Source organism: Mycobacterium sp. GA-1841 (assembly GCF_001954135.1).
Classification (GTDB): domain Bacteria; phylum Actinomycetota; class Actinomycetes; order Mycobacteriales; family Mycobacteriaceae; genus Mycobacterium.
Genome location: NZ_MBEQ01000009.1, coordinates 1 through 12,532 on the forward strand (window position 1 = coordinate 1; position 12,532 = coordinate 12,532).

General features: G+C 65.8%; 13 protein-coding genes. 8 read left to right on the forward strand and 5 right to left on the reverse strand.

The window, feature by feature from the left end:
* The first annotated feature begins 204 nt into the window (after nucleotides 1-204).
* Both A5740_RS01185 and A5740_RS01190 read left to right on the forward strand, forming a co-directional pair.
* Nucleotides 205-807: a TetR/AcrR family transcriptional regulator gene (locus A5740_RS01185; RefSeq protein ID WP_076190818.1), complete on the forward strand. Its 603-nt coding sequence runs from the start codon at nucleotides 205-207 to the stop codon at nucleotides 805-807.
* Entirely contained in the window at nucleotides 804-1,169 is a 366-nt protein-coding gene (locus A5740_RS01190; RefSeq protein WP_076190820.1) for a DoxX family protein, read from the forward strand. Before A5740_RS01185 ends, A5740_RS01190 begins: the two co-directional genes overlap by 4 nt.
* Nucleotides 1,170-1,242: 73 nt before the next feature.
* On the opposite strand, the gene A5740_RS01195 is transcribed toward A5740_RS01190, so the two are convergent.
* Nucleotides 1,243-1,998, reverse strand: coding sequence for an AraC family transcriptional regulator (locus tag A5740_RS01195; RefSeq protein ID WP_076190822.1), 756 nt, complete (start codon nucleotides 1,996-1,998; stop codon nucleotides 1,243-1,245).
* Here A5740_RS01195 and A5740_RS01200 point away from each other — a divergent pair.
* The gene (locus A5740_RS01200) at nucleotides 1,997-2,398 is read left to right on the forward strand and encodes a DUF4345 family protein (protein ID WP_083653895.1); all 402 of its coding nucleotides are present in this window, start codon (nucleotides 1,997-1,999) and stop codon (nucleotides 2,396-2,398) included. The genes A5740_RS01195 and A5740_RS01200 overlap by 2 nt on opposite strands.
* Nucleotides 2,399-2,617: 219 nt before the next feature.
* Here the strand turns inward: A5740_RS01200 and A5740_RS01205 are convergent, their stop codons facing one another.
* Entirely contained in the window at nucleotides 2,618-3,733 is a 1,116-nt protein-coding gene (locus A5740_RS01205; protein WP_076191207.1) for a hypothetical protein, read from the reverse strand.
* A complete protein-coding gene (locus tag A5740_RS01210; RefSeq protein WP_067776810.1) occupies nucleotides 3,733-4,881 on the reverse strand; it encodes a phosphotransferase family protein in 1,149 nt (382 codons plus the stop codon). The genes A5740_RS01205 and A5740_RS01210 overlap by 1 nt, the downstream gene beginning before the upstream one ends.
* Before the next feature lie 45 nt (nucleotides 4,882-4,926).
* On the opposite strand from A5740_RS01210, the gene A5740_RS01215 reads away from it, so the two are divergent.
* From A5740_RS01215 to A5740_RS01235, 5 genes are all read left to right on the forward strand, one after another.
* Entirely contained in the window at nucleotides 4,927-5,535 is a 609-nt protein-coding gene (locus A5740_RS01215) for a TetR/AcrR family transcriptional regulator (protein WP_076190824.1), read from the forward strand.
* Between the two features lie 72 nt (nucleotides 5,536-5,607).
* On the forward strand, nucleotides 5,608-6,918 hold the full coding sequence (locus A5740_RS01220) for an MFS transporter (protein WP_067776804.1): 1,311 nt from the start codon (nucleotides 5,608-5,610) through the stop codon (nucleotides 6,916-6,918).
* Entirely contained in the window at nucleotides 6,915-8,294 is a 1,380-nt protein-coding gene (locus A5740_RS01225) for an LLM class flavin-dependent oxidoreductase (protein ID WP_076190826.1), read from the forward strand. The genes A5740_RS01220 and A5740_RS01225 overlap by 4 nt, the downstream gene beginning before the upstream one ends.
* Nucleotides 8,295-8,327: 33 nt before the next feature.
* Nucleotides 8,328-9,011: a PIG-L deacetylase family protein gene (locus A5740_RS01230; protein WP_067776799.1), complete on the forward strand. Its 684-nt coding sequence runs from the start codon at nucleotides 8,328-8,330 to the stop codon at nucleotides 9,009-9,011.
* A gap of 30 nt (nucleotides 9,012-9,041) precedes the next feature.
* Complete coding sequence (locus A5740_RS01235) at nucleotides 9,042-10,079, forward strand: zinc-dependent alcohol dehydrogenase family protein (RefSeq protein WP_076190828.1); 1,038 nt, start codon at nucleotides 9,042-9,044, stop codon at nucleotides 10,077-10,079.
* Between the two features lie 6 nt (nucleotides 10,080-10,085).
* Here A5740_RS01235 and A5740_RS01240 read toward each other — a convergent pair whose 3' ends face one another.
* Together A5740_RS01240 and A5740_RS01245 are read right to left on the reverse strand one after the other, a co-directional pair.
* Nucleotides 10,086-11,654: a PKD domain-containing protein gene (locus A5740_RS01240; RefSeq protein WP_083653896.1), complete on the reverse strand. Its 1,569-nt coding sequence runs from the start codon at nucleotides 11,652-11,654 to the stop codon at nucleotides 10,086-10,088.
* Nucleotides 11,655-11,748: 94 nt separating this feature from the next.
* A complete protein-coding gene (locus A5740_RS01245; RefSeq protein ID WP_076190831.1) occupies nucleotides 11,749-12,516 on the reverse strand; it encodes an enoyl-CoA hydratase in 768 nt (255 codons plus the stop codon).
* Between the last annotated feature and the right edge of the window lie 16 nt (nucleotides 12,517-12,532).

Here is a 12,532-nt window from a genome sequence, read left to right on the forward strand (position 1 = left end):
GCGGCTCATCGACCAGCATCTCGCAGCAAGTCCCACGAACCCAACAACAAAACGCTGATAGGAATCATTAGCGTGCGTGTCTGCTGCCCGCCACGCCGCATTTCGCCAACACTTTGCGCACGCTCGCCGCGCCGCCGTTCGGCCGAGCTCAGCCTTGACACCGCGGCCGACGAGGTGGCAGTCTCCTGAACATGTTCACTGAACATGTTCACTGAACATGTTCAGTCAAGGGCTGAACAGCGAGGCGCAACCCAGCGCAAGGTATTGGCGACGGCTGAAAAGCTGTTCCGCGAGCAAGGCTTCGAGTCGACGACCGTTCGCCAGATCGCAGCCGATGCCGGGGTGAGCAGCGGGACCGTGATGAGCGTCGGGGACAAAGACGGCTTGTTGGTGGCGGTGTTCGACGACCGGATCGCGGCGGTGCATGCCAACCGAAAAGGTCTCGCGCGAAAGCCCTCTCACGCGAATGCGCCGAGGGCGATTGCAAAACTGTTCGACCCCTTCCTGGCCTACTTCGCAGAAGATCCAGCGCTCTCGCGCCGGTATGCGTCGATCATTGTGCGCGGAGGTCACACTTCGAGCATCTTCGGCGATCTGGCAGAAATTCTGGTGGGCGAAATCGAATCGGCTCTCCTGCAGGTCGGCCTCGGCGAACCCGGTGCCGCACGGAGCGCTCGCACGATCTATTTCGCGTACCTGGGCATTGTGCTCAGCGGCAACAACCAGGCATTGGAAAACCGATCGGTGCCCGACCAACTGCGCGATGTCATCGAGTGCGTCCTCGCACCAACCCGACAAGGAGAATGATCGTGATCGACACACCGCACTGGTGGTGGCTCACCGCGATTCTGGCGATTGTGATCCTCGGTGACGCGCTGATCTCGCTCAAACCGCCGCGGTTCATCCAAGGCTGCCTCGATGGTGTGGGACTCCCGCGCGACTGGTGGTGGGCGCTGATCGTGGTCAAACTTCTTGCCGGCGTGGGATTGATTGCCGGTCTCAAATATCCGGGAGTGGCGTTCTCGGCCAATGTGGGAATTGTCGTGTATTTCCTGTGCGCCTGCTATGCGCACTACCGCGCCCGGTTTCTCAAACAGGAATTCTGGATCAATTGCATGGGCATGCTGCTGTTTTCAACTTTCGTACTGGTGGTCTCCTACGTGGTCTGAGACCACTCGCCTCGCGAGCGTGCGTGTCTGCTGCCCGCCGCGCCGCATTTCGCCAACACTTTGCGCACGCTCGTCACGGTATGCGGATGCGCAGCCCCGTCGTCAACAACTGTGTGGCCGACAATCCGAATGTGGTCTTGAAGCAGTCGGCCAGATGTGAGGGGCTGGCGAACCCGGAATCGACGGCGGCCGTGGTCAAGTTCTGACCGGCCGCCACGGCGCTGCCCGCCGAAATGAGCCGGCTCCAGATCCGGTAGCGGCGCAGGCTGGTACCGGCCTCGCGGCGGAACAGATGCAGAAACCGTGATTCAGACAGTCCGGCCGCGGCGGCCAGCTCGCGTGCCGGTACCGCCGTCGTCGGATCTTCGCGAATCTGCTTGGCCGCCAGAGCTATCCGGGCATCGATCCGATGAGGGGTGTCCGGAGCAGCCACATCCAGCCAATGCCGGGCAGCCTCGTCATCGGCCGGCATCGTGTTCAGCGCGGCCTCGGCAGCGTGGCTGATGCCGATGGCGTGTCGGAAGTCGGTGAACTGCTGCCGGCATGATGCACTGCGCTGCGAACTCGGGTCGAGATAGACCGAGACCATGGCACCCTTCACCGACAGATGGTGGGTGAGTCGCGGTGGAATCAGCACACTGCGCGCAACGACGACGGCGTCCGGCAGCGTCACCCTCAGCGGTTCGTCGACGGCGACGACCAGGCACCACACCGAGCCGGAGTGCGGCTCCAGGCCCAAGCCTGGACCGGCATAGAGCGCCTGCCCGGGCCACAGCCACACCGTCGGGCAGCAGGTTTGTGGAAGCGCGGGCATGGTTTCAGTGTGCATGCTGACCTCCTCACCAATTGAGCAGGAGGCTACCGTGGTCATCGCAGTAATCGTCGTGGTCGGGGTGTTCTTCCTCGGCATGGGTGTCTATGCGCTGGCCGCTCCGCGGGCGATACTGCGTCCCTTCGACTACGACGTGAGAACTGCTGCCGCCCGCGCGGAAGTCCGTGGCGTGTACGGCGGTTTCGGTCTGGCCATCGCTGCGGTGCTGGCCTACGCCGCCGTGACGCCAGGGGAGGTGCGCACCGGAATCCTGCTCACCGTCGGCGCCGCGTTGGTCGGAATGGCGTTCGGTCGCGGCGTCTCGGCAGTGTTCGACGAACGAACGTCGTTCTATCCCAACTGGTTCTACTGCCTGGTCGAGGTGGCCGGCGCGGCGGCATTGTTATGGGCGGCGTGATTTCGCTTGCCTTCCTTGTGGCGCCTTTGTCACGCCAGAGTGGCGCTCAAGCCCGAGCGTCACGCCAGAGTGGCCGGCCGGCCCGGGCTGACGCCGCATTGTCACACCAGAGTGGCTGTCGCCGTTGACAGCCACTCTGGCGTGACAATGGAGGGCCAGGTGGCGTGGCGGGCTCGGCCCGGGGGAGACGGGGCGTGACGTACGAGGGCCAGGTGACGCTCAGGGCGCGACGGTGAGCCAGTCGGCGAAACCCGACGGGTCGTGTCGGCCGAGCGCGCCATGCTCGAACAGGCCCCAGCCTTCGACGGGCGCGGCATTGCCTTCCGTGCACACCGCCCGGCCGACGTGATCGATCACGCCGAATCCCGCCCGGCCGATGACCGCCGGATCGGTCATGTCATAGGTGCGTCGTTCGGTGAACTTCTCGCCCCTCCACACTCCGTGGATCCAGTCGATGTCACCGCCGTAGCCGCCACCGACGTGAATCGGTACGGGCAGTTTGGACTCCACGTCGAACCGCAGGGGCGTGCCATCCAATGCAGTGGCTTCGATGGTGGCCCCGGTCGGGATGCGGGTGCCCGATCGGTAGTGGATCTTGACCCGGGGCCAGCCGAGCTGCTCGACGCGGCCGTCCTTGAAGATGCGCGTGCAGTCGTTGAGCGAACGGAAGCCGCTGGGGTCCTCCTGGATGATCAGCACGACCGCGAAGTCGTCGAATGCCATCGGCACGTACAGCCACCACATCCCCTCGAACGGTGGATCTGCCGGGCGTCCGGCCGGTTCGGCCTCGCCGATCGGACGGATGCCCCAGGACCGGTCGCGGGAGCCGATCCAGGTTTGCGGGTCGACGTCGATGCGTTGGCCGTCGATCTCCAGATGGCCGCTCCAGGAGCCGAGTTGGGCAAAGCGCTGCGCATCGAGGGTGACGCGGTTGCCCTGACGCATCAGATGCGGCTGCTCCTGCACGACCTCGAACAGCCCGTTCCAGGTCAGATCGGCAGCGACACCGTCGGTTTCGTCGAGCACGATACGGATCGTGTGCAGCGGTTCGACGACCTCGACGCGGTAGCCCAGCACATGTTGGTTGAGGCGGTCCTGGTCGATCGCGTCGGACAGGTGCACGGCGGTCTGCTCATCGCCGCGGCGGACCAGGAAGAACGCGTCCTTCACGCCCAGGTTCGGGTAGTAACCCAGGCCGGTGATGACGAAGATGTCGCCGGTGCGATCGTGAGCGTTGAAATACGAGCGGTCATAGAAATTCCGGTCCGATGACCCCGGCCAGGCGATCGGCTGGGGGACTTGATGTACCGGATATTCGTCCATCGGTCCGAGCATCATGCCTCCTCAAGAAGGCGTCGCAGCAACGACGCGTGGTAGAACATCGTCTCGACGTCCTCGGGTTTTTCGATCTCGCCGAAATGCACGCGCCGCGCGCCGGTGCGCATGAACACGCAACACCAGATCACCCCGGAGTAGATGTAGAACCACCGCAGATCACCCAGTTGCGCACCGGTCAGTTCGGTATAGGTGGCGCGGACATCCTCTTCGCGCATCACGTCGGGCAGCCCGGGCAAGCCGGCCAATCCCGACAGTTCCTCGAACACCATGTGCGCAAAAATCATCCACGCGACATCGAGTTCGCGGGGGCCGAGAGTGGCCATCTCCCAGTCGAGTACGGCAGCCGGGCGGAAGTCGTCGTACAGCACGTTGCCGATGCGGGAATCGCCCCACGACAGCACGGTGTCCGAGGCCGCGACCTCTTCGGGGAAGTGATCCTCGAGCCATTGCAACGCCCGCTCCACCAGAGGTGAGCGTCCGATGTCGGGCACCGAGAACTCGTACCAGTCCTTGAGCCAGCCGAAGTGACGGCGCAGAGGGCTGTCACCCGGGGGATCGGCCTCGGCCAGGAAGGCGAAACGTTCTGCGGCATCGGGAATCGCGTGCAGCTTGGCCAGCACGGCCACGGTGCTGTCCTGCAACTCGCGCCGGCGTTCGGCCGGGGCGTCGGCGAACCAGTTGCCGCCGAACGTGTACGGCATGACGTCCGGTGGGACCTGGCCGTCGACGCGATCCATCAGGAAGAACGGCGTGCCGAGCACCTCACCCGCAGTGTCGATCCAGCGCACGCGGGGCACGGGTACGTCGGTGAGTTCGCCGACCTGGCGCATCACCTCGAACTGGTGATCCAGCCGGTAGGAGGAGAACACCGGAACGTCGTCGGCGGTGGGTGCGACGCGGGCCACCCACTTCTGCTCCTGCGGTTCACCGTGTTGTTCCCAGCGGCCGGTGAGCATGATTGTCTCCGAGGACATGCCGTTGGAATCGACCCCGCTTTCCACCGTGATCTCGGGGTTGACGCCACCCGGCAGCAGGGTGGACAGCCACGTCGACAGCACCGCCGGCAGAGCCGTGACATCACGGCTGGAGCGTTGCAGGTGATCGACGTTCTCGACGGACGCCTCTACGGCCGACTCGTTTGCCATGGAACTGTTCCTCATCGCCACAATTACGATACTGTTAGTAGCGTTATGAAAGCAGAGCCATCACCGGTTGGCAAGACCGCCGGAGCCGGACGTCCCCGCGACCCGCGTATCGACGCTGCCATATTGCAGGCCACCGCGGAGCTGCTCGTTGAAATCGGTTACGCGAATCTGACCATGGCAGCGGTCGCCGAACGCGCGGAGACCACCAAAACCGCGTTGTACCGCCGGTGGTCCAGCAAAGCTGAACTGGTGCACGAGGCGGTGTTTCCCGCCGCTGCGACGGCGTTGACCGCGCCGGCCGGCGACATCGCCGCCGACGTCCGGGCGATGATCGGTGCGGCGCGAGACGTCTTCACCAGCCCGGTGGTGCGCGCGGCGCTTCCGGGGCTGGTCGCCGATGTCGCCGCCGATGCCGAACTCAACGCCCGGGTGATGTCGCGTTTCGCCGAGATGTTCGTGACCGTCCGTTCCCGCATCGTCGACGGCATCGAACGCGGTGAAGTCCAGGCCGACGTCGACCCGGACCGGTTGGTCGAGCTCATCGGCGGCTCGACGATGCTGCGAATGTTGTTGTGGCCGGACAGTGAACTCGACGACGAGTGGGTGGCACAGACCGCCGCGATCGTGGTGCACGGGGTCACCGTCACTCGTTGACCCGACGCGTGTTTGCGTCAGCGTGAAGAGAAATCTTTCGCGTGATCAGGGGTGTGCATAGCCTGTCGCCACGTGACTGTCACCGCCCCACGTTCAGCAACCACCCCGTCTGCGCGCACCGTCGCGCTCGGCAGTGCGGTCGGTACCACGATCGAGTGGTATGACTTCTATCTGTATGCCACGGCCGCGGCCCTGGTGTTCAAACCGCTGTTCTTCCCGAACATCTCGTCGACGGCGGGCACGCTGGCCTCCTTCGCCACCTACGCCGCAGGCTTCGGCGCCCGGCCGTTGGGGGCACTGATCTCCGGCCATTACGGAGATCGACTGGGCCGCAAGACGGTCTTGGTCGCCGCGCTGGTGGGAATGGGTCTGAGCACGTTCGCGATCGGGCTCCTGCCCACCTACGCCCAGCTGGGCCTGCTTGCGCCCGTACTGCTGGTCACCTTGCGATTACTGCAGGGTCTGGCGGTCGGTGCCGAATGGGGCGGTGCCGCATTGCTGTCGGTGGAGCACGCTCCGGTGGGGCGACGCGGCCTGTTCGGCAGCTTCACCCAGTTAGGTTCACCGGCAGGCATGTTGCTGTCCACGGGCGTCTTCTACGTGACGAGAACCGTCACGGGACCGGAAGCCTTCTTGGCCTACGGCTGGCGAATCCCGTTTCTGCTCAGTGCTGTTCTCGTCGTAGTCGGCCTGGTGATCCGGCTCAGGCTCTCCGACGCCGCAGTGTTCACTCAGGTCCGAGAGCGCGGTGAAACGGCGCGGCTGCCGGTGCTGGAGGTACTGCGTTCCCAGCCGCGCAATGTGGTGATCACCACCGGACTGCGGTTCTCGCAGATCGCATTGTTCGTTCTGCTCACCACGTATTCGTTGACGTACCTGCAGGATTCGTCAGATGCCGGTGGACAGGTCGGCTTGACCGCGGTCCTGATCGCCTCGGCGCTGGGACTGATCAGCACTCCGGCGTGGGCGATGCTGTCCGATCGGATCGGTAGACGGCCACCGTATTTGTTCGGTGCGATTGCCGGAGTACTGGCCCTGATCCTGTTCTTCGTGGCAGCCGGTACCGGATCACACATCGCCATCGTGCTGTCGATCGTGTTCGGCATCAACATCGCTCACGACGCCATGTATGGACCCCAGGCAGCCTGGTTCGGCGAACTGTTCGACACCCGGGTGCGCTACAGCGGGGCTTCCCTGGGCTATCAGATCGGTGCCGTGCTGTCGGGAGGTTTCGCACCGTTGATCGCGGCGGCGCTGCTGGTGGCCGGTGGGGGCAGTCCGTGGTGGATCGTCGGATACTTCGTGGTGCTGACCGCAATCACCGCTGCGGCGGCCTATTTCGCCCGAGAAACACATCTGGACGAACTCGGGGACCGGCGATGACCAGGATCTACCTCAACGCCTTCGATATGGCCTGCGTCGGACATCAGTCGGCTGGTCTGTGGCGCCATCCCGAGGATCAGGGCTACCGCTATCGCGAACTCGCGTACTGGACCGATCTGGCCCGCACCCTTGAGGCCGGCGGTTTCGACGCGCTGTTCCTCGCCGACGTGCTCGGGGTCTACGACGTGTACGGCGGTTCGCGTGACGCCGCGGTGGCCGATGCCGCGCAGGTACCCGTCAACGATCCGACGCTGGCGGTGTCGGCCATGGCCGCGGTCACCGAGCACCTCGGCTTCGGTGTCACGGTGTCGTTGACCTACGAGCAGCCGTATGCGCTGGCGCGCCGGTTCTCCACGCTCGATCATCTGACCGGCGGCCGGGTCGCGTGGAACATCGTCACGTCCTATCTCGACAGTGCGGCCCGAAATCTGGGATTGGATGCGCAGATCCCACACGACGAACGCTACGAGATCGCCGAGGAATACCTCGAAGTCTGCTACAAACTCTGGGAAGCCTCGTGGGAAGCCGATGCCGTGGTCCGCGACCGCGAGCGTGGCGTGTTCACCGATCCGGCGAAAGTTCACGACATCGAACACAAGGGCCGCTATTTCAGCGTCCCGGGGCCCTTCCTGTGCGAACCGTCGCCGCAGCGCACCCCGGTGCTGTTCCAGGCGGGTGCCTCACCTCGCGGGGTCCGGTTCGCGGCCGCTCATGCCGAGGCGGTGTTCGTGTCCGGGCCGACGCCGGAGATCGTCGCCAAACCGGTCAAGGCGCTGCGCACCGCGGCCGCCGCACTCGGGCGAGATCCGCAGGCCATCAAGGTGTTTACGATGCTCACCCCGATCGTCGCCGAAACTCATGACCTGGCTGTGGCGAAACTGCACGACTACCGCCGGTATGTCAGCGCGGAGGGTGCCCTGGCGTTGTTCGGCGGATGGACGGGCGTGGACCTGGCCGAGCTCGGGCCCGACGAGCCGTTGCGATACGTCCAGACCGAGGCCAATCGCTCCGCGCTGGCATCGTTTACCACCTCGGGCCGGGACTGGACGCCGGGAGAGCTGGCCGACGAGGTTGGTCTCGGCGGTCGTGGCCCGGTGGTGGTGGGCTCGCCGACCGAGGTCGCCGACGAACTCGAACGTTGGGTCGAGGAGGCCGGCGTGGACGGGTTCAATCTGGCCTATGTCACCACGCCGGGTACCTTCGTCGACTTCGCTCGCCACGTCGTGCCCGAGTTGCGTCGACGTGGCCGGGTGCCTGACCATCGCGCACCGGTGACGCTGCGCGAGCGGCTCGGCGGCGCGGGACCGTTCCTGGCCCCCGACCATCCGGGTGCCGCCCACCGCCCGGCCTGGGATTCGACTCGCTCGAACAGTTGACACGAACCGTAGTCGGGGTTCGACACTGGTGAGATGACTGCGGAAGACGTGCAACCGTTCCCCACGGACTGGCATAAAGCGCTGGTTCTCGTCGCGCACCCCGACGACCCCGAGTACGGGGTGGGCGCGGCCGTCGCGAAGTGGACCGCGGCCGGCAAGTCCGTCCATTACGCGCTCGCCTCCCGGGGGGAGGCCGGTATCGCCGGGATGCCGCCTGAAGAGGCCGGACCGCTGCGAGAAGGTGAGCAGCGACGGTCAGCGGCCATCGTCGGCGTCGATGACGTGGAGTTCTGGGACTTCCCGGACAGCGATATTCGCAATACCGCCGAACTGCAGGCCAAGATCGCCGAAACCCTCACCAAGCTGCGCCCCGACGTCGTCGTCACGCTCTACAGCGGTCCCCAATGGGCGCCCGGAGCGCCCAACCAACGCGATCACATCGAGTTCGCGCACGCCGTGGCCGCGGCCTACGACAGCGTTTCCGAGCCGCCGGCTTGGCTGTTCGAAAACGGTCCAGACCCGACGCATTGCGAGGTGGTCGACGATTACACCGACCTGGCGGTGAAATCTCTTTCTGCGCACGAGGTTTACCTCTCGGTGCTCGATCCGGACACCCCCGTCCTCGAGCAGGCCCGCCGGCAGGTGCAGATGTCGACGCCGGCTCTGGCGGGATTCGGCGCGCGAACGGTGGCGTTTCGTCTGCAGCGGCATCGCTGAGTTCCTCGGAGTACGCCTACCATCGCACCTGTGCGTGCGGTGATGTATTCGGAGGTCGGTGCCCTTCCCGAAGTGGTCGATGTGGACACTCCGGAATGCCCGGACGACGGTGTGGTGGTCGCGGTCGCGGCCAGCGGCCTGTGCCGGTCGGATTGGCATGCCTGGCGCGGGCATGACCCCGTGGAGTTGCCGATCATCCCCGGACACGAATTCGCCGGGACCATCGCCGCGGTCGGTTCCGCGATCACCGGTTGGCAGGTGGGCGATCGGGTGACCGCGCCCTTCGTTCTCGGTTGTGGGCGGTGCGAATTCTGTCGGGCCGGCGACGCGAAGGTGTGCCCCGACCAATTGCAGCCGGGTTTCACCCTGCCCGGGTCGTTCGCACAATTGGTGGCGGTGCCGCGGGCCCAGACGAACCTGGTGCGGTTGCCCGACGCCGTCTCCTTCGTCGCGGCGGCGTCGCTGGGCTGCCGGTTTGCCACGTCGTTTCGTGCCGTGGTGACACATGGCGGGGTGCAGCCCGGCCAGTGGGTCGCCGTGCAGGGATGTGGCGGGGTGGGTCTGTCGGCCGTGATGATCGCGAAAGCGTTCGGCGCCAAGGTCGTCGCCGTCGACGTCAACGACCAGGCGTTGGAATCTGCCCGTCGTCTGGGCGCCGACGAACTGGTCAACAGCGAAAAAGCCGACGTGGCACGCGAAATCGTGGAGCGTACCGACGGTGGCGCGCATATCGGCATCGACGCGCTCGGTCATCCGGCGGTGGCGGCCGCGTCGGTCACTGCGCTGCGCCGCCGCGGGCGACACATTCAGGTCGGTCTGCTGCTCGGCGGCGCGGCGCAGACCGCGTTCCCGATGGATCGCGTCATCGCCTGGGAGCTCACCATTTTCGGATCACACGGTATGCCCGCCGTCGACTACCCGGCGATGCTGGCCCTGCTGGCATCCGGCACGCTGCAACCAGAGCTGTTGGTGGCTCAGCGGGTGAGCCTGGAGGAGGCGGGCGCTGCGATGGCGGCCATGGACGCACCTACCGCAGCCGGGATGACGATCATCGAACCCGCTCGATGATCGGAGTCACGGCCCGGCCGTCACGGTGACGGCGAAAGTCTTGGTCACCGTGTTGTTCTGGCGGTCTGCACCGGTCAGGGTCACGGTGTAGGGACCGGGGGCCGCCCAGCCATGGGTCACGGTCGGACCCGTGCCGACAGGTGTCCCGTCCCCGAAATCCCACGCGACTTCGGCCATCGGCGACCAGGTGTCGGTGATCTTGCTGCGAAGCTGGACAACCTGATTCGTCGTCACGGTCCCCGGTACCGCCGCCTCGATGATCTCGGGTGCGCCGGCATCGAACGCGGTGACATAGCTGCGCGCGGTCAATTCGTCGCGGATCGTCTCGATGACCACGACGGTGCCCTCGCGGGCGGCACCCACCTGGTCAATGCTGTGGGCCGGCCCCTGGGGGGCCAGGTCCACGGCGGGCCAGGGACGGCTGGAATAGACCGGCCAGTGGCTGGCCTGGAAGAGACCGAGGCCCGGATCGCCGCCGCCGAATCCGACGGCACCGGTGTAAACCAACACGGCTTCCTCGCTGCCGGCCGGTCCTTTGCGGATGGCGATATGGCCTTCGAAAGATTCGGTGCCAAGCGGGGATATCGGTGTCGGCGTCGGCCAGACACCCGGATAGCCGCTGCGTGTTGCGCACACGGCGCTGTTTCCTGAGGTATTCGGGCCTTGTCGGCGCACCAGTGCGTAGTTCATACCGCTGAAGGTGATGCCGACGTCGAGGCATGAACTCGTCGCTGCGGTCGACGAATTGAACAGCGGGGTGAACGGTTGCCAAGCTCCGCTACTGGTGTCGCGCGTGGTGACGTGCGCTTGCCCGCCGATGTACACCCCGAGGACGGCGGCACCGAGGTAGTTCACATCCAGGCGCACGCCGCCGGCATCGGTTCCGTTCTCGGGTGTCAGGGCGACGGCCGGTGGTGCCGTCCCCGTGGCGCTCGCTGTGCAGACGCGGATCGATGACCGCTGCGGTGACGCCTGGTAGCGATGTATCCATGCGACGGTGGGGTTTCCGAGCCCGTCGACATCGAGGACCGCGCCACCGTTGAGACCCGCGCTCGGCGTGAGCTTTTGGGGTGTGGTCCATCCGGCGTTGGCCGGGTGGACGGTGATGACGAGCGATCCTGCCTGGCCGTCGAACTGGTCTGCGATCACCACGGCGATACCGTTGTCGGCCACCTTCACCCGACGCTGGCGGACGAATTGGCTCGGCGCGCTGGCCGGCACGATCTCTTTGGGCGCCTCCCATTTCCGGGTCGCGGCCGGCGCGTAGGTGGCGTAGTGACGCCATTGGTAGGTTGCGGGGTCGGTGCTGGTAACCGTTGTGAAGCAGGCGGCTGCGCTGCCGTCTGCGCCCGCACCGAACGTGATGTCGACCGGAATGTCTCCTGGGACAGACTTTTTCTCGAAGACGTCTACCCACGTACCGTTCTTCCGCTCGGCGATGGCCACCCGGGTCGACACCGGATTGAGCGACAGCAGCTGAGCATAGGCCACGCGGACCCGGCCCGAACTGTCGAAACCGACAATGGGCGTCGACCAGTGCGCTGGAAGTGGTTGCGTGGGGGACCAGTCAGCCATGCGCTCGACGCTACGGCCCCGACCACCTGTTGCTGTGAGTAGTCGACTACCTGTTTATCTCCACCGCGCGACCGCCCCGGTGACACCACCTGGGCTACCCGTCGAGCTGGCCTCGGTTGCGTTGAGCCACGGCCCGATAGCGATCGCCCAGACCGTCGAAATCACGTCCCTGCGCCCCGGCGATGGCTTGTTCGGCGGCCAATGCCGGACCGATCAGAGGCTCGGTGCCCCGCGTGTAGATCTCCTTGAGTCCGGCCATGATCGGCCCCGGCACCTCGACGATCTGCCCGGCCAACTCCAGTGCGCGCTCCAGCAGTTGCTCGTGGGCCACCACCTCGGTGACCAGTCCCAGCCGTTCGGCGCGTGCCGCGTCGACAACCTCCCCGGTCATCGAGAGCCGACGCGCCATGGCGGCGCCGACCACCTGGGGCAGCCGCGCAGTCATGCCGCCACCGGGCAGGATGCCCACCCGAGCGTGGGTGTCGGCGAACACCGCCCGCTCCGAGGCGATCAAAAAGTCACAACCCAGCGCCATTTCGAGGCCACCGGTGAACGTGGGACCGTTGATCGCCCCGATGATCGGCGTCTTCAGCTCGCCGGTCTTGGTGATGCAGTTGTGCGACCGGAACTTCTCGAAATAGTCCATGCCCAGAGTTTGGGCTTCCTTGAGGTCGACGCCGGCGCAGAATGCGGGGTCGGTCCCGGTCAACACGATGGCCCGCACCGTGTCGTCGACGTCCGCAGCCACCAGTGCACCGTGGAGGTCTTCGATCAGCTCTCGGCCCAGCGCGTTCCGTGATTGCGGGCGATCGAGGGTGATGACCCGGGTGGGGCCATGGTCGTCGGTGCGGACGGTCGTCATGGTTCGAATCTAGCGC